Origin of the sequence: Nostoc sp. (assembly GCF_036916575.1) — a bacterium.
Taxonomy (GTDB): domain Bacteria; phylum Cyanobacteriota; class Cyanobacteriia; order Cyanobacteriales; family Nostocaceae; genus Nostoc.
This window is the reverse complement of sequence record NZ_JBALGC010000036.1, coordinates 80,131-103,773: the sequence shown is the minus strand read 5'-3', so window position 1 is coordinate 103,773 and position 23,643 is coordinate 80,131. Positions and strand designations below refer to the sequence as shown.

The window sequence follows — 23,643 nt, the reverse complement described above, 5'->3', positions numbered from 1 at the left end:
TTGCCGCATTTCTCTTACATATTTTTGCGGTTTGACTTCAGTTCTGTATTTTACCGATTAAACTGCCCCTTTCTTAAATCCCTACCCTTGAAAGACCCTAACCCTCCCCTTAAAAAAGGGAGGGTACTAGATAGTAGACCTCTTGCAAAAGTACCTTTTGCACTCTTGTAGGGAAAGGGGGAAAGGTTAAGGGGAAAGAAAAATCTATCCCTTTCCCCTTTACCCCCTTACCCTTTACCCGACTTCTGCAAGAAGTTTAGTGTTTGACTGAGTTATTGCATCAAAATCTGACGGCTTAAAATACTCATAACTTCATCTGGATTACCTGTTGGTAGTAGCGCACTCCAGTCACCAACGCTGGCATAGCCGAGAACTTGCAACAAGTGAATTGTGCTGGTAACGGCTTTTGGTGAACCAATCAATAAATGTTTAATCGGTTCTCTTTTTGGCGTAGGCGTAGCCCGCCGCAGGCATCGCTTTTGGTCAGATTGATTCAAAAGGGGTGCGTTGTTGCCTTGGGTAGGTAAATACTGCTCTGGTTGTGATTTGGCAAACTTTTTTGATTGTGCCATGATCATGCTTGACTCCAATTGTAGGGGTTAAATGAAAGGCGATCACAGACTCTTGGGCGAGGGCGATCGCCTTTCTTATTTCAAGATATAGTATATTTTTATACTTTCAATATGTTTTTAAGTATTTTTACATAGATTTTCCTGAGGAATTGGTGTAAATTTGTGTGCGATGTCTCTTGACTCGCCGATGCAGCGTCTACGCTTTGTATCAGTTCAATTCTTGCGTTCTGCTTTTGTGTTTAATAAAAGCAAGTTTGCTAAGTTCTTAATATTAGACTTCTTGCATGAATCAAAAGCCCTCACCCTAAATCCCTCTCTCAAGTTTGGGAGAGGGACTTTGAATTTGGCTTCCCTTCTTCCAATTTTGGAGAAGAGGTTGGGGGATGTAGCTCGCTTCCCGCAGGGCAGTCGTTTATTGAATTCGGGCAGTCGTTTATTGAATTCGGGCAGTCGTTTATTGAATTCGGGCAGTCGTTTATTGAATTCGGGCAACCACCAAGAATTTACATAAAGCTACTCGATAAGTTTGTAATAAATAAATCATTTTATACTGAATTATGCGGGTGTCAAGTAACCCAAATTTTGTCTATCCTAGTCCTGTACAGTTCAGGATAGAACTCAGTTTTTCTCCTGGCGCATCATTAATAACAGGAAAGTGATTTATGTCACGTCCCAAACGCGGGTCGAAAGTACTTGATAGAGCACAGCGTCGGATTGCAGCTTTGAAATCGATTAGTCCCAGCTTAGACTTAGGCAATGGGATAACAATTGACTCCTTTGCAGCCGCCATTAAAACAACGCAAGACAAGTTAGAAGCATATAACTCAAGCCTCTCCACCGTGGATCTGACTCAGGGAACCTTAGAACTTGCCGAAAAGTCGCTGATGGAATTAACAGAACATATGTTAGTTAGTTAGTGTAGCTGCAAAGTATGGCAAGAATAGCGATGAGTACAAAATGGCAGGAGGCGTTCGTCGAAGCGATCGCAAGCGTCCGGTGCGTCAGCCTAAACAAGGGGCTGTTGCTTGATAAATCTGGGTTTTACCCCACCCTAACCCTCCCCGTATCTATTGGGGAGGGAACTGGATTTTTCTTGTTTCCCCCCAATACATCGGGGAGCCACTGCGTTGGGGAGGCAGGTGCTAACAGCGGGTTTCCCGACTTGAAGCAACTGCCGTCGGCTCTGCCGACTTAAAGCAAGTGGCGTGGGATTAAGGGGGGTAATAATTCGATTAAAATCACAACATACCACTTTTTAAACATCCTCTTATAGGAATAGGACTTACGCAATGACTTTCTAAAACTCTTATTCCTTTGTGTTCTTTGCGTCCTTTGCGGTTCGTTTTTTCATTATTTTGCGTAAGTCCTGAGGAAAATGATATGACAAATAGCAAAAGTGAAAAAATCGGCAAAGTAACTACCACAATCACTATTACTAACCAAATTGACCAAACTCTCGCAGAAAGAGGATTTATTCCCACAGAACAGATACGCTCAATTACTTTACATGATGTTTTAGTTGACACAGGTGCAACAAGGCTGTGCTTGCCTAAAAATATTATTATTGATTTGGGATTGCCTCTGCAAGGAGAAATAGATGTAAAAATAGCTATAGGAATACAAAAAGCTCGGATTTTTAAAATGTTGAATCTTTCAGTTGAGGGAAGAGAAGGGACATTCAATTGTATTGAATTACCAGAAGATTCAGATCCGTTATTGGGATTAATACCTTTAGAAGATTTAGGATTAGAACCCGATTTACAAAATCAGAAATTGCAAGTTTTGCCAGTGGAAGGAAAAGATACTTATTTAATGGTTTTGTAATGGAAATCGTACAGAGTGCCAGTAACGTTTTCTAGTTGCTTTGTTTGGTGATTTTAGCAATAGACATTATCATTCTTGTAATAGTTATCCCAAATGGATTCTATAACCCGGATTTCTCACCACATCTCTCAAAGCCTTATAAAACCTAGATTTATGCGTTTCGCACTGTGCTAAAATTATTAGCCGCGAAAAAGGCTTGAAATCGGTTCTGAGTAAAGATTACGAGATAGGCGATGCCTGCGGCGGGCTACGCCTACGCAAAGCTTGTGAGAAATGCGGGTATAAACAGCCTCTTACTCAGCCAAGAAGTTATAATATTAATCAAAATATTGGACTTTAGGCAATAATGCCAAATCCTAGCGTGGCAAGTTTACTGGAGCAAGGACACAACCAACTTGATCAAGGAGACTACCAAGCAGCTTTACAGATTTTTCAGCAAGCTGCTGTACTGGAACCAGAAAACCCCCAAGTAAGTTATGGGTTGGGTCTGACTTGTTATCGTCTAGAACAATACCACGAGTCCATTGAATACCTGAACCAAGCTTTGGGAATTAAGCCAAACTACATTTTGGTGCTAGTATGGCGAGGATTGGCTTACCAACAAATTGACCAAGCGCAGCAAGCACAAGCAGATTTGGATCGAGCGATCGCACTTACCCCCCAAGATTCAGAAGACTGGCGAGGTAGAGCAATTGCATTAGATGAATTACAACGCTATGAGCAAGCTGTTGCATCTTACGATCAGGTACTGAAAATTAAACCAGATGACGATTGGGCTTGGAACAGCCGGGGCATTGCACTGAGGAATTTGGGACGCTACGAAGAAGCTGTTGCATCTTACGATCAAGCACTACAATTTAAACCAGACAAGGATTGGGCTTGGGGCAACCGGGGGATTGCGCTGGGGAATTTGGAACGCTACGAAGAAGCTGTTGCATCTTTCGACCAAGCACTGGAAATTAAACCTGACAACCATTCGGCTTGGCACAACCGGGGCATTGCGTTGAGGAATTTAAAACGCTACGAAGAAGCTGTTGCATCTTACGATCAGGTACTGAAAATTAAACCAGACGACGATTGGGCTTGGAACAGCCGGGGCATTTTGCTATGTGATTACTTGCAACGGTATGAAGAGGCACTGACCAGTTTTGAAAAAGCCATAGAATTTAGCTCCGACAATCATTCGGCTTGGCACAACCGGGGCGTTGCGTTGAGGAATTTAAAACGCTACGAAGAAGCTGTTGCATCTTTTGACCAAGCACTGAAAATTAAACCAAACAACAATTCAACTTGGAACAGCCGGGGGAATGCGCTAGAGAATTTAGAACGCCACGAAGAAGCGCTCGCGTCTTTCGACCAAGCACTGAAAATTAAACCAGACGACGATTGGGCTTGGAACAGCCGGGGCATTGTGCTATGCGATTACTTGCAACGGTATGAAGAGGCACTGACCAGTTTTGACAAAGCCATAGAATTTAGCTCCGACAACCATTCGGCTTGGCACAACCGGGGCATTGCACTGAGGAATTTGGGACGCTACGAAGAAGCTGTTGTATGTTTCGATCAAGCACTGAAAATTAAACCTGACAACGATAGGGTTTGGTACATGCGGGGCAATGTACTGGGGAATTTGGGACGCTACGAAGAAGTTGTTGCATCTTTCGACCAGGTACTAATATTTAAACCAGATGATGATTGGGCTTGGAACAACCGGGGCATTGTGCTATGCGATAACTTGCAACGGTATGAAGAGGCACTGACTAGTTTTGAAAAAGCCATAGAATTTAGATCCGACAACCATTCGGCTTGGCACAACCGGGGGATTGCGCTGAGCCATTTGAGACGCTACGAAGAGGCAGTTGCCAGCTACAAGAAAGCTCAAGATATTGCTCCCACTTGTGTTCAAGGATGGATTGATTGGGGGACTGCACTGAAGAATTTAGAACGCTACGAAGAAGCTGTTGCATCTTTCGACCAAGCACTGAAAATTAAACCAGACGACGATTGGGCTTGGAACAGCCAGGGCATTGTGCTATGCGATTACTTGCAACGGTATGAAGAGGCACTGACCAGTTTTGACAAAGCCATAGAATTTAGCTCCGACGACGATTGGGCTTGGAATAACCGGGGCATTGCACTGAGGAATTTAAAACGCTACGAAGAAGCTGTTGTATGTTTCGATCAAGCACTGAAAATTAAACCAGACAAAGATTGGGCTTGGTACATGCGGGGGATTGTGCTGGGGTCTTTGACACGCCACGAAGAAGCGATCTCATCATACGACAAAGCTATCGAATTCAAACCAGATTTCCATTCGGCTTGGTACAATCGAGGGATTGCACTTAGAAATTTAAAACGCTACGAAGAAGCGAACTCATCCTACGACAAAGCCATTGAATTCAAACCAGATAAGCATGAAGCTTTGGTTAACAAAGGAAATGTACTCGTTAAGTTAAAGCGGGATACAGAAGCCATTGAATTTTATGATCGCGCTCTTAACTGTATAGATCCTCAGTGGTGGGAAACTTGGAATAAGAATCAGGATTTAAAAAACATATCTGCTCTAAATAAGGAAGCTGCTATAAAAACTTCGGAACATATACGAACATCTGATGATGAAGAAACTATCAGCACACATCTTGCAAAATCGAAAAAGTTGCAAGATTGCATGATGCAACTACCAAGTCTTTTCTCAGATTTATCTGAAGCAAAAAAAAGCTATGAAGAAGCCCTTGAGTTCCTGACGTTACTTTAGGAGAGTATGAAGGTTACTTTCACTTTACAGGACATGGGTATCACATTTTAAATAAGCCGAGAGAATCAGCTTTGGAGTTAGGATATACAGAAAAATTGACTTTGGGTGACATTTTTGATTGTCAGGAATTAGACTTACGAAAGTATCAACTCATTTGTCTTTCTGCTTGCGAAACTGGGATCACTAGCCAGGAATTCAGCAAAGAGAGGATAATCGATGAATATGTTGGTTTAGTAAGTGGCTTTCTTGCTAAAGGAGCAAACTACATTGTTAGTACTCTGTGGAGAGTCGATGAATGTTCCACTGCTTTACTCATAATTAAATTTTACCAATTACTTAAGCAAAGACAAACCCCTACCATAGCACTGAGAAAAGCAAAAGATTGGCTACGTCAGTTAACCTATAAAAAATTAGTCCAGTGGTATAGAGACTTAGCCATAGAATTGAATAAAAATGAACCCCAATCGAGAGAGTATCTGAACACGGAAGCGGAAATTATTGAAAATGACACAAATAAGAAGGAATCTACCGAACCTCCCTATGCTCATCCTTATTATTGGGCTGGCTTTATTTTAACTGGTAAACCCAGTACAACAGGGTAAAAGCACACCCAACTGTGGGGCAAACACCGTTTGTGCCTACAACATTTTGTTTTTCCCAAGATATAAGCAGCTATAATTACTCAGACAAAATCGGTTAAACCTTATTCCCATTGTCTTCCCACTCCCTTTCTATGCTTAACCTACTACAAACAGTCACCCTCCACGCCTTTTTAAGAGCTTTGGTAAAATTAGATTCTCCTTTACCAATAGCTTTACAGCAGGAAATCAATAAAGTTGGTGAAATGCTTGTAAATACACAAAAGGATGATGCTCTTAACCGCTTGTTAGAATTGGCAGAAAACGAATGTCTTAAGAAGTCTTACCGTAATGCGCGAATGAATATTCAGAGGCAATATACAACTCAAGAACTTAACAGATACGATCAACCTAGTCAGCAGAATCAACCTACAATGCCCCCAGAACATCTTACCAATATTGCGATCGCAATTTTTAAAGCTCCTGATTCCAGTGCTGAAGCTAAGAAGCACAAGTCAGAAATTATCCCAAAAAATTCTTAATGTCTAAAATAGAGTATCCCACCCTAGATTTATTCATTTATAATCTTGCAGATGGTTCGAGCAAGGAGCAAGATTATTGGTCAAAGCTTGCAGAAAAACTTAAAGAACAACTTAAACAAAAGAGATTCTTAGCTAAACCCAACGACGAAGATCAACAACGCCTTGATTTCGAGGACACAATTTCAAGTGCTATTGATGGTTCTTACAGTCTAGCGAATTTTGACGATACTAACTGCCTACGCTATAGCTGTTCTGTTGATCAGCAAGTTGAATTATCTGATATTGAGCATACCTTAACTCAAATCAAAGATTTAGCCCTTCTCCCAAAAACTGGTAATTTAGCACCTGGAAGACTTTCAGAAAATGGCTACTTAGGGCAAACTTGGATGATATCAGGCTGGATAGTTTCAGCTAATAACCCAAATCTTGAAGCAAACGCTCATCAAGCTTACAAAGCCTTAATTCCACAAGGACATCAATATCAAAATTTAGGAGAATTTTTAGGCGCTACAGTCTATGAAATGTGGCGTGGTGAAGGGCGTTGGGACAAAATTGAAAAAGACAGTCATGTGATAGTTGTTTTCTATCCTGATAAAAAGCTATTTAAAAAAGCTGGTGCTTATTATAACACATGGAGATACTTATTTTACTGTAGACATAAAATCCTTTGGGCTTATGAACAAGGACGGGAACTAAAATTAAGGCTGTTGGAGAAATATAAGCATAGTTTAATAGACCAGAAGAGTTTAGAAAGTTTATCAACCAAAGGATTGCAAGAGCTAAAAAGCGAATTGCAAAAAAACATTAATACTGTATTTAATTACGTCCAAGATATAAACCTCCTGCAAACTCAACAGCACACAGTTGAAGTTAATGAGCGTAACTACGAAAAACAGCGTGAAAAAATTTTTCCAAACGATAAATTTTTAGAAGAATTCAGCAAGATAGTCAAAGACAAATATCAGGTACAATTAGAAAAAGACTATCTCAGTCTAAATCCAGGATTACCAATATTAGAAAACTTGACCGCTACAATTCGCGGAATGGTAGAGATAGAGCAAGCACAGCGCGATCGCAACCTCAACACGACTATTGCAATTGTAGGTGTTGGACTAGCAACAAGCCAGATTGCATCCTCTGTCATTCTCGCTCAACAAACTCCACCCAAAGACATCCCCTTCTACCAAACACAAGCTTTTTGGTACAGTATTGGCACAGGTGCGATCGCCAGCTTTGTTTTCTGGATTATTCTAACCAAAATCCTACCCCGGCTTCGTCGTTAAATTCAGCCGTGTAAAACTAGGAATTTTTAGAAGATAATCTTCCTTGTGTAACACGATCGCGCCAACGATCTGACAACTCAGGGTTTAGCGATCGCAATCACAAGATTACTGATAAAATATCGAAAATGCGAGAACTTTACCCAGCGATCGAGCCTTACTTAGAAGGTAGTTTACAGGTTTCTGACCTTCATACCATTCATTTTGAAGAGTCAGGGAACCCGCAAGGTCAACCCATCGTTTTGCTGCATGGGGGCCCTGGTGGTGGATGTCCAGCTTTCTATCGGCAATATTTCCACCCAGAAAAATGGCGATTAGTGATGTTTGACCAACGCGGTTGTGGTCAAAGTACGCCCCATGCTGAATTACGGGAAAACACTACTTGGGATTTAGTCAGTGATATCGAAAAACTGCGCCAACATTTAGGTATAGAAAAATGGGCGGTCTTTGGTGGTAGTTGGGGTAGCACTTTATCATTAGCCTACAGTCAAACCCATCCCTCTCGATGCACGGCATTAATCCTACGTGGTATCTTTATGCTGAGGCAAAAAGAGTTGCAATGGTTCTACCAAGAGGGTACTAGCTATATTTTTCCTGATGCTTGGGAAGAATATGTCAAACCGATTCCCGTAGATGAACGTGATGATCTGATCGCAGCATATTACAAACGTTTGACCAATCCAGATTTAGAAATTCAATTAACAGCAGCGCGTGCTTGGTCAATTTGGGAAGCTAGTACCAGTAGACTTTTCTTAGACCCAGAACTCATGCAAAAGTTTGGCGAGAGTGAATTTGCTTCCGCCTTTGCTCGAATTGAATGCCATTACTTTATGAATAAGGGATTTTTGGAAACAGAAGATCAATTACTCTTAAATGTAGACCGTATCCGCCATATTCCGGCTGTAATTGTTCAGGGACGCTATGATGTAATCTGCCCGATGATCTCAGCTTGGGAATTATATCGCGCTTGGCCGGAAGCCGAATTTATAGTGGTTCCTGATGCCGGGCATTCAATGAGTGAGCCAGGAATTTGCAGCGCTTTGATTGAGGCAACAGATAATATTTAATTCGGTTGAATACTTAGCTTGGGGGATGGGGAGTTTGCCAAAGGAGCGAATGTAAAACTAAACCGACGACAAGACAATCCCAATCTTTTGAGGGTCTTGCAAACATTATCGCGACAATCGATATTAAATTGGTCTTTGATCCACGAAACTAAATAAAATGAAGTTGGACTTACAGCTATTCTCAGGTAAATAGACCACGCTTTACGGGCACAGCATTGCTGTGCCCCTACGACAGATGTGGTTCAAATACATGAAAACTGCTGTAAAAGCTGATAAAACTAGTACAACACGGCGTAAATAAATATACCCTTCGGGTTCACCAGTCGCCTGACGCCACATGCTCTACTTGGGGAGACCCCAAGACCGCAGTGGCTCCGGAGGGAAACCCTCCCACAGCGCTGGTTCACCATTTAAAATAACGTGAAAGCCCGAAATACGATACTTTTGACTTTTGACTTTTAACTTTTAACTTCCGCGCAGCGGTACTAGCTTATGCAAGACTCTAAACAAGAAATAAATGCCAGAGCTTCTATAGATTTAGAACAGCGAAGGAATTGGTATTCTCCCGTTGCTGATATTTATTACAACGCCAGACCACAATATCCAAAGCAACAGATTGAGCGGTCTGTGGTTTTAGCTCAACTTGACTCAGATGCATCGATTCTTGAGGTCGGTTGTGGCCCAGGAAATGCGACGGTAGCTTTTGCTCAATTTGGTTTTTCAATGACGTGTATTGAGCCAAACCAGGATTTTTGTCGTTTGGCACAACGCAACTGTGCAACCTATCCAAACGTTGCAATCCACAACACCTCATTTGAGGAGTGGAAACTGGAAGCAAAACAGTTCAATGCCGTTCTATCTGCTAATGCCTTTCACTGGATACCGTCAGAAATTCGGTATGCCAAGGCAGCGACAGCATTACGCGACAACGGGTTTCTCATCCTGCTATGGAATCTGAGACCTGAACTGAAATACGAAGTTTACCAAGCGATCGAGCAAATATATCAAGTTTATGCTCCCTCACTTGTCCGGTATGAAGGTGCGGAAACTCAAGCGGAAATTTTGAGAGGGTTTGAACAAGACATTCTAGACTCTGGTTATTTTAAGGAGTTGGTGACTGAGCAAATCGCGTGTGAGGTTACGTACAGCATCGATGACTTCTTTAAGCTATTAAGTACCATGAGTAGACTGGAGCCAGAAGCGAAGGAGTTGCTATTTGCAAAATTGCGGGAAAAGCTGAGAAACTTTGGAGACAGTGTAAACCTCTCGTTTCTTTCTGCTGTTCACGTTGCCCGAAAAGATGGATAAGTTGTTGAATTCGTTATGTAATGACGCAGCAGAACAAGTCATTGGAGCAGACGTGCATAACTCTTGTGAAATTGGAAACTTATACTGTATATGAAGCATCAGTATAAGTAGTTCACTATAAAAAAAGAGATATGCGAATTCTAATTAGGGAAAGCAGTCTGTTATTGCTCCTGACTGCGGTGACAACTGGCTGTGTCGGTTCTCCTTCTGTTACCAAACAGACACAAGCCTTACCAACAATCACTGAACAACCAACGAAAGAAGCTGTGTTGGCCTCAACACCTACACCGACTGAAAAAACTACAGAGAATTCTACCCCTGAAGCCACTACTACTACAAATCCGACGCGCTGTGAAACTAGTCAATTATCAGTGCGCCGAGTTTCCAACGATGCTGGGGTTGGAAATGTTGCAATTACCTACGCCTTCACTAATAACGGTTCATCCCCTTGTACCCTCTATGGTTATCCGGGATTGGGACTACTGGATGCAAAAGATCAACCTTTGCAGGGGATTAAAGTTATTCGCTCCCAGGACACTTACTTTTCAAGTAAGCAACCTCGACAACAAGTAACTCTAGCTCCTGGAAAACAAGCTTCATTTCAGATAGCATATAACCACATTAGTTCCCCAGAGAAAAACTGCCCAATGTCTAGTAAAATTCAAATCACACCTCCTAATGCTTACGAGCACTTTACCCTCACAGAACAAATCAAGCCTTGTACAGGTAAAGTTAGAGTGACTCCAGTACGAGCCGCTAACACTCAACCCTAGTAAATTTCTGTAATTTACTCAAAGACCCAAAAAAAGCATAAATTTAATCAAAGCCTCTGATAAGTTCAGTATTGTACTAATCAAAAAGGTTAAAAAATTCTATGGAAGGAATTGATGTTGCCGATCAAGACGGCAGAGTAGATTGGACAGCAGTAAAAAACTCTGGTAAAACTTTTGCGTTTGTCAAAGCCACAGAAGGAGTTAGCATCAAAGATTCTGCTTTTGCTCATCACTGGCAGACCATGAAAACTGTTGGTATTATTCGAGGTGCTTATCATTTCTTTCACCCCCATACATCTGACCCGGTTCAGCAAGCGAAGGAATTCTTAAAAACGTTGGGGAAATTAGAACCTGGAGACTTACCACCAGTTCTGGATGTAGAGGTAACTGACAAAGGAAGTAACCAAGCTGTAATCAATGGAGCGAAGCAGTGGTTAGCAGAGGTGGAAAAGGCCCTTCTACAACAAACAAATAAACCAATCAAACCAATCATTTATACCTTCCCCAGTTTCTGGACAGAACTTGGCAATCCATCTGATTTTGCTAATTATCCGTTATGGATTGCCCACTACGGAACTAAGAACCCAACTGTTCCTAGCGCTTGGCAGGGGCAATACCTAATCCATCAATATGAAGGTGATATATCTGGTGTACCAGGTGTTAGTGGTAGAGCCGATTTGAATAGATTTAATGGATTGCAGCTAGGAGATTCTGGGCTAATAGTCAAACAATTACAACAGCAATTAAAAAATATTGGATTATATACTGATGCCATTGATGGGCAATTTGGTGAGTCAGTTAAGGATGCAATTGTTAGTTTCCAAACATCTAAGAAATTGCAAGCTGATGGAATTGTCGGTATAAAAACTTGGGTAGCTTTACTGTGGATTTAGAACGGATTGTACACTGAATAAATAGACCAATAGTTACCATCAAATGAATGTAAACATGGATGATGTTTTACGTCTAATGTTTACTTATTTTAATTAGCGATCGCACTTGTTTGAAGTCGAGTACAGCGGGTGTGTAAATAAACATACCCTTTGGGTTCACCAGTCGTCTGCGGAGGGAAACCCTCCCGCAGCGCTGGTTCACCATTTTAAATGGCGTAAAAGCCCGGAATACAATTCTTTTGACTTTTGACTTCTGCCTTGCGGTACTAGCCACTTCTAAAAAAGCCCTGACTTTGCTGCCAAGGCTTTGGAATAGTATGTATTTCTATATCTGACTAACATCGAAATGCACAAAACTGAGATTTGACCTGGAAAAAACCTTTAAGGATTCGTTTGAGTGAATTAAACTTAACCCGCCTGATAGCTTTATTCACTTCTACCCACTGCCGTTTTCTTTGACTTGCTTCTGGATAATTTTCACTCAGCATCTCTACTGGTAACAAATACATCTTGACCAGGTAAATTTTGCCTCGTTTGCGGTACTTATAAGTGCCCAGTTCATTAGCGTCTACCTGCCCAATCACCCCTGCTTCTTCCCACGCCTCTTTGGCTGCTGAATCAGGCGGACTCATGCCATTAGGAATATCTCCTTTCGGAATCACCCAGTGTTGAAAATTACGGGTTGTGATTAGCAAGATTTCGACTTTACCGTTGTTCACTCTATAGGGAATCACCCCAGACTGTTTTAATACTTTGCTGACTTTTCGACTCATATAATTTGCATCCTGTACAGCCTAGCTTTTTTGTACAATGTTTATTTCAAAAAGTCGAGAGCTGATATTGGATAAATTTTAGTTAATCAAAGGTTATGAAAAGATTAAAGTTTTTTGTATCTATAAAAGTTAATTATTAAAAGTTTTTTATTAATCTCGTAATATCGTTTCTAGGTAAAACTTAGAAATGCCAAAAAAGTAAGTGGGCAAGAATAAATCAAACTATGTTACGCAATATAAAATTGATTAAATTTGCTCTTAGTAAGCGGCTCTAGTACAGGCGTTGCATATTTGCGGGATGTTTTTTAATTTTTGTGAATTCATAAACCTAATTCCTTCGCGCACTTTGCGTCTTCGCGGTTCAATAATTCATCCCTGTTTCATGCAACGCCCTAGTACAGTTCGGCGGAAATAGCGCAAAGTCGAGCCAGTCCGTTGGTGGGGTTCCCCCACTTAAAGGAACTGGCGTTGAGCGGCGGTTCCCGCCGTTGGCGTAGCCCGCCGTAGGCATCAGTTAGCGCAGCGTAAAGCCTACGGCATAGCTTCGCTTAAAGCGACGCAGGAGCGTCACTTTGCAAGACAAGCAGACCATTGAAAAGCCCTAAAGAGCTTATTCTATAATACTTTTGACTTTTACTTCTCTACCTTGGGCTGCGCCCTAAGCGTAGCTATGCCGCAGGCTTTACGGCTACGCTCAGTACAAGTGACTTTTGACTTCCGCCTTGCGGCTCTGTGTATTCCTGATGGCTGATTGACAAATGCAGCATTATTCAAAACATCACATGTTCTGGCTTAATGTCAGAATATATGCCACCAATGTATTTAACTTGATTTTTTCATATTTTGGTAGATATACAGTGAAGATATTGTATTTAAATCTACTTTTTTATGGTCATCTTCATATTCACTAGTATTTTTAAATAGTACTGTAAACGCACCAGCCCCTAACCTATCTTGAGGAAACATCCGATAACAAGGTATTGTAGTTAAATGCGACTGATATTTAGCTAAATTACTAATTTCCATAGCCTGAAACTGAGGAAAGCGTTCCAAAAACCATTCACAAACTTGCTCATTTTCTTCGGGTGAATATGTGCAAGTCATATAAGCAAGATAGCCTTGTGATGAAGCAATTTTAGCAGAGTTAGCTAGAATGCGTTTTTGCCGATTTGCACTCTTATTAATAGCGGTTGGGTGAAAACATCCGGGTGCTTTTTCACCTTTAGCGAGTAAAGATTGTCCAGTACAAGGAGCATCTACTATTACTAGATTGCTAGAGCAGGGAAACATTTGAGCAAATATACTTGAATCTCTATTAACCACTGCACTAGGGCTGATCTGGCAACGCTTTAAATTAGAAATTAGCATTCCCAGACGTTTGCCAATTACTTCATTGCTGATGAGTAAGTCAGGTTGTAAAGCTTTCCAAGCAAAGATACTTTTACCTCCTGGTGCGGCACACATATCAAAAACTAAACGCACTGACTGAGGAATAGACAACAAAGTAGTAGCTGCAAACACCGAAGAAAAATCTAAACAATAGAAATATCCTTTTTCATGCAAGGGATGCTGACCGGGTTTTTCTCCAAAATATAAGCGGTCTATAAATTGTGGTTGCCAAGAGGTTGGTGTTTCCACTGCCAAAAGCGAAATTTCTGGCTTTTCTTGACACCAAAGAATACTGGGTGAAAAAGGCTGAGGATTCATTAAAGCCTCGATAAATTTTTCTTGCTCATCTAAATTAGTGAACAAACGCCGCGAGACTTTAAGTAATAAATTAGAAGGTTTTTCCATCTGAGTAAACAGAATAGTAATTTTCAATTATCTGTAACCTGACTTTATTAATTACGAATTACATAGCTTGCTTCTCGCCATTAGCGAGTATTACGAATTCATAGGTTGTATCAGAATCGAAATAAAACTGTTACACAAGAACAATGTAATTAAGGCTTTTGGCTTCATACTCAAAATATAATGACCGCCATTGGGATCGCAATGGCCAAGCTACCCCACTGCACCGGAGAAGGTCATGATATTAGATAATTTTCCTCAAAAATTACGCAAAGAAGCACAACTATGGAGGGATGAAGGATTAATTAGTTCTTCGCAGTATGAACAAATAGCAGAACGTTATCAATTTAAAAACCTGGAAGCTGCCGCACGTGATCGCAATAAAGCGATCGCGATCGCAGTGGGCGGCATACTTTTATGCTTAGGCATAATTACCTTTGTAGCAGGAAACTGGCAGGCAGGATCACGAGAAGTCAAATTTATTCTAATGATGAGTTTGTTTTTTGCGATCGCTATCACTGGTTTTTACACCTGGAGACAGCCTGAAGGAAAGAAGCCACAACGAAGCAAACGCTTACTGGGAGAGGGGTTGCTAATTTTAAGTGCCTTCATTTTCGGTGCAAATTTACTGCTAATGGCCCAGATGTTCAATATTGCCGGTTCAACTTCCCAACTGTTTCTCGCTTGGGGATTGGGTGTTGTTGTCATGGCCTTCAGTTTGTGCTTAAATTCTTTAGGAATTCTGTCAATTGTTCTCGTGGAAATCGGGTATTGGACGGGATTAGAAGACTTGTGGTACTCTTCAGGTGAGTTAACTTGGTCGCGACTAGTGGTGCAGCATATGCCTTTGTTGGCATGGCTGGTGTTTGTACCCTTAGCCTACTTCTGTCGATCGCGTTGGATTTTTGGTCTAGCAGCCTTTGTCTTTGCTAGTTCCTTACAAGACAACCTTAATCCGCTGCCACTCCTGAATTATGTTGATATAGCCCCTTGGGTGGCATCTTTTGCTTTTGCACTCCCACCTGCATTATTCTGGAGTTATGATGATTTGCTGTTCCCAACCATAAATTACAGGTTGTTTCAATCCCTGGCCCGTAATTTAGCGTTGGTGAGCTTTGGCGTTGTCTTTTATGTTCTGTCTTTTCGTTGGGTCTGGGAATCTCCAAATTATGGTTATAATCAGCCAACGAATGTGACAAACTTGTTCGAGTCTCTGCCGATTATCGATTTAGGGATTCTCAGCGGCTTGGCGGTATTGCAATGGTTGTTTCTACTGCGTCAAAGAAATAACCCTCCGCGTCGCGAAGTGATTTTCACGACTGCCGTCATTAGTACCTTTCTTGTCTTTATTGCCCTAGTACCTTTTTGGCATCAAACTATCAGCCGGGTTGATGAACTTGGTGTTTTTATTTTCAATGTACTTCTAGCAACATTAGCCTGGGGACTAATTCAAGAAGGATTGAAATTAAGCAACAGAAGTTCCTTTTGGGGCGGTATGCTCTTATTAACACTGCAAATTATCAGTCGCGTGCAAGAGTACAATACCGACTTACTTTTCAAGTCCCTAGTATTTGTCTTGTGCGGTTCCGCTTTAATTAGCGCTGGACTTTGGTTTGAACGCCGCCTACCTGGTGGTAGCTCTACAAGTAAGAAGTAGTGCAAAAGATGAAACAAGTCATGCCAATTTTAGATTTTGCGGACGAATTTTAGATTTTGGGTTGAATAAAAAATCTAAAATCTCAAATCCCAAATTCTGAAATCTGGCGATCATCAAAATCTCTGTGCATCAAAATTTTTAAAGTTTCTCTGCGTCAGTCCTAATCTCGTTACTCTTGACCTCCTCATGACCTCTGCTTTTTAGGACTACGCTCATGACTAATAGTTCTCCTGAATCTAAAAATAAACCCTTGTCTCCCGAAGCCGAATTCTCCAATAAAGTGACTTTTCGGGATTACTTGATTGCTACTGAACAAAAATCGAATAAGCCCTTACCTTTTTGGCGGTTACTAGCTCCCTTGGCGCTGCAAACAGGGCTAATTATGGCAGTACCAGCCCAAGCAGTTTATACAGACGTGACAGGTAAGACGGTGATTTTGCAAACCGTACCTGTAGATCCTAACAATGTGCTGGATGGTAACACCTTAGCGTTAGATTACAACATATCCCGTACCGCAAATTTGAGCAGACTGCCTGGTTGGCAAACATTAGTCAGCAAAGGTCGTGGAAGTGGCCGAAGATTGCCCGAAGGAACCAACATCTACGTGATTTTGCAAGAGCAACTATCCTCTGGTAGCGGTGTTCCTAGAGCTTGGAGACCGATACGAGTGACTAGCGATCGCCCCACAACTCTTAGAGCCAATCAGGCAGCTTTAAAAGGTGTTTATCAAGATGGCTCTGTTAACTACGGCTTGGAAACATATTACATAAAAGAAAACCAACGGCGGCAGATTACCAACGACTTGCAAGCCCAACGCGCCCGCAGAGGACAGCTACCACCCATTGTGGTGAAAGCGAAAGTAGATCCACAGGGTAATGCAGTGCCAGTTAGTATGTGGGTGCGCGATCGCAACTATCGCTTTTAAACTGTTAGGCTAATAAACATTGCATGTTACACGCAAGGTTTGTCTTTGAAGTTCTGAGCGTCGGAAGCCGCGCTCAGAACTTTCTGTTTGTCATTAGACATAGGAGTGAGATAAAAATGTAGAGACGTAGCATTACTAAGTTTCTACAAGGGTTCTAGGTAAAGCATATTTAAGAAAGCAATTACACGCTCCATATTCGCAAAAATTTTAATCAATCTGGCTTTTATCCCGTTGCCCAAATTCCATCTGCAAATCTCTATAAACCTATTGGTGACTGGGTAGGAAGATTAATTTTACCAACAAAACAGCAATTACAAGATAGTTTAGATTGGGTATGGATAGAAGTGCAATATGCACCACCTACAGCACAAAAATTGGTAGGGAGTATTGTACGTTTGGAATGGAAAAAGAATAAAAATTTGCTTGCTTTGCGTCAAGTGGTAACGCGAGATATAAATTTCACTTCCGAAGTGATTAAAAGTCAAAAACAAGGGAACATTCATCCTTTTCGACTAAATGGAGTTCGTCAGGTAGGACTTTTACGCTCTTTGGCTGGTGCAAATCCAGATGATAATGCAATTGTTGCTTTAGATTCAAGTACAATCATTGATGCAAGTAAAGAAAAATATATTTTGCAAATTGAACGCCAACCTGTTTTGGCAACTGGTAGGTTTTATGGTTTTGTAAAAATAGTTAAACCAATTAAATTTAGCTCCAAAACTATTTTATTTCCCCAAGTAAAGCAGTATAACGATTATTTTTTGATCCAGCATTATAATCATAATTCAAATAAGTTTGATGGTCTTAAAGAAATTATTCGTATTCCCCAACAAGTAATAGATCAGCGAAATTTTGCTCCTTCAAGTTTGCAGCAAATCGAACAATCACCTGCGGGTGAGGATGGGTGGTATATTTATGGCGCTGCCGATGCAAAGGGCGTATTTACTGTAGGCGCACTTGCACCTCGTTCTCTGTTGCAAATTCAACCCCGTCAAATCATTACTGGTGAGGAATTAGGGCTAAATTACATCCAAGATGTAAATTGGCGAAATACCGAGAAAAACAAAGGTAAATTCAATACTGTATTGATAAAACCTATAGAAACACAAAATTCACCTAATCAATCTATATCAAAATGGCAAGAAGGCAATAAAGCTATTGTATTACACCTATTTGGTGGAATTGGCGGACGTAAAGCTGAACCAGTCGGAATACCTTATACTATTACTGGACATTTTGCTTTTGGAATTGCAGAAGTTGTCCGCGATGAGTTTACTAACGAATTACGCTTTGAGACTAAATACCACCAAATTTATGCCCATAACCCCGATGGAATTATTGCCGGAACGCATACATGGGCTGATTATATGGGTAATTTACAACGTGGTTGGCTGGCAACACGTCCAGTATCAGATATTCTGATCAAATTCGACCCTGTAACGCAGGATTATGATTTTGATGGTGTTAAACTTTCGCCTTTAGAACAATTCCAGCAACAATTACAGATAACAATGGCACGTTATCGGATTGGTGATGGAACTGGTGGCGCAATGGTATCACCTGCTACTTCATGTGTCCAAGACTCAAGCCAAGCACTTTATGCTGCGATACTGGCAATTAAAAACCAAGTTGCTACAACTCCTCAAATTCAAACTTGGGTACGCGCAAATCCTAATCACCCGCAAGCGTTACGCTTTCAGCAGTTAATTGAATTAGGTCAATCTTTGGAACAACAATTAGCACCCTTGGGTATAGTTCGCACTGATTGGCACAGTCAAGCAGGTATACTCGCAGGTACGGGAATAGGAAAAACGACAGAACCATTTCAAGATGGTAGTATTTGGGCTGGTTTGACAACATGGCGAACAATAATGCCAAGACTTGCACACGACGACCTCGCCGCAATATTTTTAAAACATGGTGCAATGATGCAGGTATTGCGAACCAATCAAGTAGGTGGTTGGCAACCTAATATTACACCCATTGCACCAACAGTATTTTTAGGACAAATTGAGATTCCCTTTACCAATATTTCACCACTTTCAATTCTTTTAAATCGCACTTTAGCATCCTTAGCAGTTCCGACATTAAAAGATTGGATAATTATTGTCTTACTGCTGACAATTTATAGTATTATTGCTCTACCTTATGGTTGGAAATTTGAATTTTTACGAATCCAAATTTGGTCGGCAAATTGGATTGATAAATGCTTGTTAATATTACGTTGTTTGTTTTTACCTGCAATTGTTGAAGAACTCTTTTTTCGCGTTTTTTTGCTTCCTCATCCTAGCGAAAGCACCAATTGGTTCCGCTGGACTGTGTGGGCAATAGTGAGTTTATTATTATTTATTTTGTATCATCCATTAAATGCTAAAACATTTTTTAAAGCTGGAATTCCCACATTTTATAATCATGTTTTTCTTGTTTTAGCTGCAATTTTGGGAATTATATGTACTGTTGCATATACCCTAACAGGCTCTTTGTTTGTGATAGTTTTAATTCACTGGGTTGTAGTAGTAGTTTGGTTAATTGTTTTTGGAGGAATCACAAAATTAGATAATAATCAAAAAATTCAGAGCAATAAAATGTAATAATTGTAGGTCTTGAAAGTGCCAGGTGCGGGCTGGCGACTTTCTCGACTGCCAATCGTAAACTTTGATGCCCGTATTTAGACAACCTTCCCCAGCCGCGTTGTTGTCACAATCGCAGAACTTTTTATTAGCGATCGCGCTAAAAATTTACCAGTATTCAGCAACACACTGGCTCCTTAGCGCTGACCACTACTAAGGTACAATCAGCACTGGGCAAGGGGAAAGATTAATCACGCGAGTGGTGACACTATCATCCGCTCCCTCTTCAGTCAAGCCTAGCCCCCGACAGCCCATAATAATTAAATCTGCACCGATTTCATCAGCGACATCGCAGATAGTAAAAGCTGGTTTGCCTTGCCTTTCTAGAATTTCGGATTGAATTCCTTGCCCAGAAAATAAAGATTGGGCATTTTCTAGCAGTTTGGCAACTACCTCTGGTGACACCATCGGATCTGGACTAGGCGCATCTGGAGGTGGTTCTTCTACCACAGACAGCAGCACCAAGCGACTGCTGTATTTTTTGACTACGTTGGTCACCACATCAGCAGCTTCCCGCGTTTCCCGGCTTTGATCAATAGGAAATAGTACTGTCTTAAACATCTCTCTCACCTGGACACCCCTGACTCCGGTAAAATCTGGATGGTTCTACTTTCAAAACAATAACAAAAAGGCAATCAGGAGAGTTTGGTGTGTCCAAAAAAAGTTTAGCAAGTTTATCTTCGGCTGATATATCTGGAAAACGTGCCTTAGTGCGGGTTGACTTTAATGTGCCTGTCGATGATCAAGGCAACATTACCGACGATACTCGCATTCGCGCAGCTTTGCCAACCATCAGAGATTTGACGCAGAAGGGTGCTAAGGTGATTCTCGTAAGCCATTTTGGTCGTCCCAAGGGTGTGGATGATAAATTACGCCTAACTCCCGTTGCCAAGCGTCTCTCGGAGTTGCTGGGGCAAGAAGTCGTTAAAACTGATGACTCCATTGGGGATGAAGTTGCAGCTAAAGTTGGCGCGTTGCAAAATGGTCAAGTGCTGTTACTGGAAAATGTCCGCTTTTACCCAGAAGAGGAGAAAAACGACCCAGAATTTGCGAAAAAATTGGCAGCTAATGCTGATTTTTATGTAAATGATGCTTTTGGTACCGCACACCGCGCCCATGCTTCTACTGAAGGTGTAACTAAATTCCTGAGTCCTTCTGTGGCTGGATACTTAGTTGAGAAGGAATTGGAATATCTGCAAAACGCGATTGAAAATCCCCAACGTCCTTTGGCGGCAATTATTGGCGGTTCCAAAGTTTCCAGTAAAATTGGCGTGATTGAAACGTTGCTGGAAAAGTGCGACAAGCTGATCATCGGCGGTGGGATGATTTTTACATTCTACAAAGCCCGTGGTTTGAATGTCGGTAAGTCGTTGGTAGAAGAAGACAAACTAGAACTAGCGAAGTCTTTGGAAGCTAAGGCTAAAGAACGGGGCGTTACCTTCTTGTTACCCACGGATATCGTATCAGCAGATAAGTTTGCTCCCGAAGCAAATGCGACAACCGTCAGCATTGACAATATCCCCGATGATGGTATGGGTTTGGATATTGGCCCAGACTCGGTAAAAGTTTTCCAAGAAGCCCTTGCAGATACCAAAACGGTAATTTGGAATGGGCCGATGGGTGTGTTTGAGTTCGATAAGTTTGCGGTAGGTACAGAAGCGATCGCTCATACCCTCGCCAAAATCAGCAAAACTGGCACAACCACCATCATTGGCGGTGGTGACTCAGTGGCGGCTGTGGAAAAGGTTGGTTTAGCCGATCAAATGAGCCACATCTCCACCGGCGGCGGCGCTAGCTTGGAGTTACTTGAAGGCAAGGTATTGCCTGGAATTGCAGCTTTAGATGATGCTTAAGAAAATTAGCTCTTAAGCTACTGAAAAAATCTGGTAGTTTTTGACAATTGTAGTAAGGGTGCGGTATACCGTACCCTTACTATATTTATTAGCATTTTTGGCAACCATACTACCAAAATTGGAGAGGTGAAAGTGTAATGGCAAGAATTGAAGAAATTTCAGTCAAAAACTATAGGGTTTTGCAAAATATTACTCTAAAATATATCAAAAAATATGGCGATGAGACATGTTTACAAAAAATCAACTTTGCTGAGAAAATTTATTTGCATATGGATGTAGAAAACAACCTCTCTAGAAGTTTTCAGATTTTTCGAGATGGACTAAGAAGCATCGTCAAATAAAATTTATTAATCAGATACTTGCTGGCACTAACTTATACAAAATCGGAAAAAATTGTGGAAACAAAATGGCTAGAATGGGCACAAAAGTTACAAGCGATCGCCCAAAATGGTCTAACCTATTCTGAAAACCCTTTTGATATCGAACGCTATAAACAATTGCGGGCGATCGCTACAGAAATGATGGCGACTTACTCAAATGTAGAACACAGCTATATCCTCGATTTGTTTAGCCGTGAAGTAGGATATGCAACTCCCAAAGTTGATGTGCGAGGAGCAATTTTTCGGGATGATACTATATTGTTAGTCAAGGAAAGAGCAGACGGCTGTTGGACTTTACCTGGTGGATGGGCTGATGTCGGCGAGTCGCCCAGTCAGGTAGTTGTGAAAGAAGTATATGAAGAATCTGGATATCAAGCCCGCGCTATCAAACTACTAGCAGTCTATGACAGAGATAAACAGGGACATCCACCGTTTCCGTTTTATGTCTACAAGCTGTTTTTTAAGTGTGAACTTATTGGTGGTTCTCCATCATCAAGTATTGAAACTGAAGAAGTAGGTTTTTTCCCTGAAGATGCGTTACCAGAACTTTCTATCGGACGTGTGACACCAGCGCAAATCACGCGACTTTTCCAGCATTATCGCCAACCAGATTTACCGACAGACTTTGATTAAATGCCTCTACATTCCGAAAATTGGCATACAGAATTCATGGTTTCATTCTGACTCCTGAGTTCTGAATTCTGACTCATAAAATAGCCCGGACTTGTAAATAGTCTCTTGTCGGGTAAAGGGAACACGTTGCCGTGTTCCCCTAGCCAACAGGAAAAGTATCTTTGAATCTGCCCTTTTTATGTCAGTACTTTTTTAAGTTGAGAATGTTTTTATGCCACACTAACTCCAAGCGTATAAGGAAAATTAGCATTAGAGGTGCTACCAGACAAAGTTCCACCATCTTGAACCAAGGAAGCATAGTCACTCACTAAAATGGAGTACTTACCTGCACCCAGGGAACTAGTGATTAATGACGATTTGCCACCGCCACCATCGTCGTTACTAGTTACAAAATTCCCAGCACCGTTAAACAGTGCGAGAACTGTATCTCCCGATGTGACTGTCCTGATAGTGACAGTTCCTGGCTTTGCTAAAGAAAATGTAAAAAAGTCGAAATCGGGATTGCCCCCCGGTTGACTTGTTGCGATTTGGGCTGAAAGATTAACGTTTGAGCCTGATGATAAGGAACCTAACCCTTCAGCGCTGTCTTGTGTGTTATTTGTAGCTTCTCCAGCATTTTCCCGCTCATAGAAAAGGAAGTCATCACTATCAAGTCTGAGATTGTTTCTCCCCTGCACAGCACCTATGATCTCATCTAGCTCTGTAGGTTGGTTTAACAATATTTGTGTGCTGCCTCCAAAAGGTTTCAGGATGTAGTCTTGTGGAGGTCCTTTAAGTTCAATTCGATCTTGGCTAGAGTCGAAGTCATTAATAATAGCCAAGTCCCCAAAACCAGGACTTATAATGTTGTTATCGTTGTAGAAAACATTTACAGCGTCTCCCAGGACAAATGTATCTGCCCCAGCCCCGCCAATCAAGTTATCAGTTTCCCCTACTCCAGGTGGAAGCGGACTACCAGGCCAAACACCGATGAGAGTATCGTTTCCAGATCCGCCATTGAGTACGTCATTGCCAGGCCCGCCCTGTAGACTATCATTGCCGTTCAGACCATTGAGGATATCATTGCCGAAATTACCGTCTAGCGTGTCATTTCTTGAAGTTCCATTTATCGTTTCGGAACCTGTAGTGCCGAATTTAAATGCCATATTATCTCTCCTGAGTTTCTCACTAATACGTAAGTTCAGCCTCAGTCAAAGAACTATTCATCAGTTCAATCTAGATTACTTGCCATTTGCGTAATCAAAGGGAAGACAACATTAATTATTTGGTTAGGAACTTCTAAAGAAAAAATATCTAATTACTGATTGTGGGCTGACCTGAAAAGCCTGACTTTGTTTATGGGTAATCGAGACGCCTACTCTATAAAATTAGATAATCTATATTCCTGAAAATTCCTTAATTGATTACCC

At 41.3% G+C, this 23,643-nt stretch carries 22 protein-coding genes and 1 pseudogene; 17 read left to right on the top strand and 6 right to left on the bottom strand.

All coding sequences use genetic code 11. The features are described 5' to 3' along the window. Positions 1–272: 272 nt before the first annotated feature. Positions 273–572, bottom strand: a complete 300-nt coding sequence (locus tag V7L29_RS09365; RefSeq protein WP_334735266.1) for a hypothetical protein — start codon at positions 570–572, stop codon at positions 273–275. Positions 573–1,234: 662 nt separating this feature from the next. Here V7L29_RS09365 and V7L29_RS09360 point away from each other — a divergent pair. From V7L29_RS09360 to V7L29_RS09310, 11 genes and pseudogenes are all read left to right on the top strand, one after another. Continuing rightward, positions 1,235–1,489, top strand: a complete 255-nt coding sequence (locus V7L29_RS09360) for a hypothetical protein (protein WP_334735265.1) — start codon at positions 1,235–1,237, stop codon at positions 1,487–1,489. A gap of 29 nt (positions 1,490–1,518) precedes the next feature. Then, positions 1,519–1,767: a hypothetical protein gene (locus tag V7L29_RS09355; protein WP_334735264.1), complete on the top strand. Its 249-nt coding sequence runs from the start codon at positions 1,519–1,521 to the stop codon at positions 1,765–1,767. 185 nt (positions 1,768–1,952) lie between these two features. Next, entirely contained in the window at positions 1,953–2,396 is a 444-nt protein-coding gene (locus V7L29_RS09350) for an aspartyl protease (RefSeq protein WP_334735263.1), read from the top strand. Positions 2,397–2,742: 346 nt separating this feature from the next. Then, entirely contained in the window at positions 2,743–5,151 is a 2,409-nt protein-coding gene (locus V7L29_RS09345) for a tetratricopeptide repeat protein (protein WP_334735262.1), read from the top strand. 29 nt (positions 5,152–5,180) lie between these two features. Continuing rightward, positions 5,181–5,753: pseudogene (locus V7L29_RS09340) on the top strand (CHAT domain-containing protein); the annotation flags it as partial. Between the two features lie 131 nt (positions 5,754–5,884). After that, positions 5,885–6,271, top strand: a complete 387-nt coding sequence (locus V7L29_RS09335; protein WP_334735261.1) for a hypothetical protein — start codon at positions 5,885–5,887, stop codon at positions 6,269–6,271. Then, a complete protein-coding gene (locus V7L29_RS09330) occupies positions 6,271–7,554 on the top strand; it encodes a hypothetical protein (protein ID WP_334735260.1) in 1,284 nt (427 codons plus the stop codon). The genes V7L29_RS09335 and V7L29_RS09330 overlap by 1 nt, the downstream gene beginning before the upstream one ends. 125 nt (positions 7,555–7,679) lie before the next feature. Next, a complete protein-coding gene (pip, locus tag V7L29_RS09325) occupies positions 7,680–8,618 on the top strand; it encodes a prolyl aminopeptidase (RefSeq protein ID WP_334735259.1) in 939 nt (312 codons plus the stop codon). A 492-nt stretch (positions 8,619–9,110) separates the two neighbouring features. Continuing rightward, a complete protein-coding gene (locus V7L29_RS09320; RefSeq protein WP_334735258.1) occupies positions 9,111–9,926 on the top strand; it encodes a class I SAM-dependent methyltransferase in 816 nt (271 codons plus the stop codon). Positions 9,927–10,057: 131 nt separating this feature from the next. Further along, positions 10,058–10,699 (top strand): DUF4232 domain-containing protein, encoded by a 642-nt coding sequence (locus V7L29_RS09315; protein WP_334735257.1) that lies wholly within the window; start codon positions 10,058–10,060, stop codon positions 10,697–10,699. 101 nt (positions 10,700–10,800) lie between these two features. Then, the gene (locus V7L29_RS09310; RefSeq protein WP_334693124.1) at positions 10,801–11,592 is read left to right on the top strand and encodes a GH25 family lysozyme; all 792 of its coding nucleotides are present in this window, start codon (positions 10,801–10,803) and stop codon (positions 11,590–11,592) included. A gap of 335 nt (positions 11,593–11,927) precedes the next feature. Here V7L29_RS09310 and V7L29_RS09305 read toward each other — a convergent pair whose 3' ends face one another. From V7L29_RS09305 to V7L29_RS09295, 3 genes are all read right to left on the bottom strand, one after another. Further along, the gene (locus V7L29_RS09305) at positions 11,928–12,365 is read right to left on the bottom strand and encodes an NUDIX hydrolase (protein ID WP_334735256.1); all 438 of its coding nucleotides are present in this window, start codon (positions 12,363–12,365) and stop codon (positions 11,928–11,930) included. A gap of 361 nt (positions 12,366–12,726) precedes the next feature. Beyond that, positions 12,727–12,876, bottom strand: coding sequence for a hypothetical protein (locus V7L29_RS09300; protein ID WP_334735255.1), 150 nt, complete (start codon positions 12,874–12,876; stop codon positions 12,727–12,729). Positions 12,877–13,187: 311 nt separating this feature from the next. Then, positions 13,188–14,159, bottom strand: a complete 972-nt coding sequence (locus V7L29_RS09295) for an RsmB/NOP family class I SAM-dependent RNA methyltransferase (RefSeq protein WP_334735254.1) — start codon at positions 14,157–14,159, stop codon at positions 13,188–13,190. A 235-nt stretch (positions 14,160–14,394) separates the two neighbouring features. Between V7L29_RS09295 and V7L29_RS09290 the strand changes: the two genes are divergently transcribed. The 3 genes from V7L29_RS09290 (at position 14,395) to V7L29_RS09280 (ending at position 19,329) form a co-directional block, all read left to right on the top strand. Further along, positions 14,395–15,813, top strand: coding sequence for a DUF2157 domain-containing protein (locus V7L29_RS09290; RefSeq protein WP_334735253.1), 1,419 nt, complete (start codon positions 14,395–14,397; stop codon positions 15,811–15,813). A gap of 214 nt (positions 15,814–16,027) precedes the next feature. Next, on the top strand, positions 16,028–16,738 hold the full coding sequence (locus tag V7L29_RS09285; RefSeq protein ID WP_334693129.1) for a GDYXXLXY domain-containing protein: 711 nt from the start codon (positions 16,028–16,030) through the stop codon (positions 16,736–16,738). A gap of 344 nt (positions 16,739–17,082) precedes the next feature. Further along, entirely contained in the window at positions 17,083–19,329 is a 2,247-nt protein-coding gene (locus tag V7L29_RS09280; RefSeq protein ID WP_334735252.1) for a CPBP family glutamic-type intramembrane protease, read from the top strand. Positions 19,330–19,521: 192 nt separating this feature from the next. Here the strand turns inward: V7L29_RS09280 and V7L29_RS09275 are convergent, their stop codons facing one another. After that, positions 19,522–19,929, bottom strand: a complete 408-nt coding sequence (locus V7L29_RS09275; protein ID WP_334693132.1) for a universal stress protein — start codon at positions 19,927–19,929, stop codon at positions 19,522–19,524. A gap of 89 nt (positions 19,930–20,018) precedes the next feature. Between V7L29_RS09275 and V7L29_RS09270 the strand changes: the two genes are divergently transcribed. The 3 genes from V7L29_RS09270 to V7L29_RS09260 all read left to right on the top strand — a co-directional run bounded on the left by V7L29_RS09270 (position 20,019) and on the right by V7L29_RS09260 (position 22,234). Beyond that, positions 20,019–21,221: a phosphoglycerate kinase gene (locus V7L29_RS09270; protein WP_334735251.1), complete on the top strand. Its 1,203-nt coding sequence runs from the start codon at positions 20,019–20,021 to the stop codon at positions 21,219–21,221. A gap of 137 nt (positions 21,222–21,358) precedes the next feature. After that, entirely contained in the window at positions 21,359–21,562 is a 204-nt protein-coding gene (locus V7L29_RS09265; RefSeq protein ID WP_334735250.1) for a hypothetical protein, read from the top strand. A 54-nt stretch (positions 21,563–21,616) separates the two neighbouring features. After that, the gene (locus V7L29_RS09260; protein WP_334735249.1) at positions 21,617–22,234 is read left to right on the top strand and encodes an NUDIX hydrolase; all 618 of its coding nucleotides are present in this window, start codon (positions 21,617–21,619) and stop codon (positions 22,232–22,234) included. A 209-nt stretch (positions 22,235–22,443) separates the two neighbouring features. On the opposite strand, the gene V7L29_RS09255 is transcribed toward V7L29_RS09260, so the two are convergent. Continuing rightward, positions 22,444–23,379, bottom strand: a complete 936-nt coding sequence (locus tag V7L29_RS09255) for a DVUA0089 family protein (RefSeq protein WP_334735248.1) — start codon at positions 23,377–23,379, stop codon at positions 22,444–22,446. Positions 23,380–23,643: the final 264 nt, after the last annotated feature.

Coding starts and splice junctions, on each gene's coding strand:
- V7L29_RS09345 (WP_334735262.1), top strand. CDS start 2,743: ATGCCAAATCCTAGCGTGGCAAGTTTACTGGAGCAAGGACACAACCAA.
- V7L29_RS09305 (WP_334735256.1), bottom strand. CDS start 12,365: ATGAGTCGAAAAGTCAGCAAAGTATTAAAACAGTCTGGGGTGATTCCC.
- V7L29_RS09360 (WP_334735265.1), top strand. CDS start 1,235: ATGTCACGTCCCAAACGCGGGTCGAAAGTACTTGATAGAGCACAGCGT.
- pip (WP_334735259.1), top strand. CDS start 7,680: ATGCGAGAACTTTACCCAGCGATCGAGCCTTACTTAGAAGGTAGTTTA.
- V7L29_RS09285 (WP_334693129.1), top strand. CDS start 16,028: ATGACTAATAGTTCTCCTGAATCTAAAAATAAACCCTTGTCTCCCGAA.
- V7L29_RS09365 (WP_334735266.1), bottom strand. CDS start 572: ATGGCACAATCAAAAAAGTTTGCCAAATCACAACCAGAGCAGTATTTA.
- V7L29_RS09310 (WP_334693124.1), top strand. CDS start 10,801: ATGGAAGGAATTGATGTTGCCGATCAAGACGGCAGAGTAGATTGGACA.
- V7L29_RS09275 (WP_334693132.1), bottom strand. CDS start 19,929: ATGTTTAAGACAGTACTATTTCCTATTGATCAAAGCCGGGAAACGCGG.
- V7L29_RS09315 (WP_334735257.1), top strand. CDS start 10,058: ATGCGAATTCTAATTAGGGAAAGCAGTCTGTTATTGCTCCTGACTGCG.
- V7L29_RS09265 (WP_334735250.1), top strand. CDS start 21,359: ATGGCAAGAATTGAAGAAATTTCAGTCAAAAACTATAGGGTTTTGCAA.
- V7L29_RS09300 (WP_334735255.1), bottom strand. CDS start 12,876: ATGCCTACGGCGGGCTACGCCAACGGCGGGAACCGCCGCTCAACGCCA.
- V7L29_RS09350 (WP_334735263.1), top strand. CDS start 1,953: ATGACAAATAGCAAAAGTGAAAAAATCGGCAAAGTAACTACCACAATC.
- V7L29_RS09290 (WP_334735253.1), top strand. CDS start 14,395: ATGATATTAGATAATTTTCCTCAAAAATTACGCAAAGAAGCACAACTA.
- V7L29_RS09320 (WP_334735258.1), top strand. CDS start 9,111: ATGCAAGACTCTAAACAAGAAATAAATGCCAGAGCTTCTATAGATTTA.
- V7L29_RS09255 (WP_334735248.1), bottom strand. CDS start 23,379: ATGGCATTTAAATTCGGCACTACAGGTTCCGAAACGATAAATGGAACT.
- V7L29_RS09295 (WP_334735254.1), bottom strand. CDS start 14,159: ATGGAAAAACCTTCTAATTTATTACTTAAAGTCTCGCGGCGTTTGTTC.
- V7L29_RS09355 (WP_334735264.1), top strand. CDS start 1,519: ATGAGTACAAAATGGCAGGAGGCGTTCGTCGAAGCGATCGCAAGCGTC.
- V7L29_RS09335 (WP_334735261.1), top strand. CDS start 5,885: ATGCTTAACCTACTACAAACAGTCACCCTCCACGCCTTTTTAAGAGCT.
- V7L29_RS09330 (WP_334735260.1), top strand. CDS start 6,271: ATGTCTAAAATAGAGTATCCCACCCTAGATTTATTCATTTATAATCTT.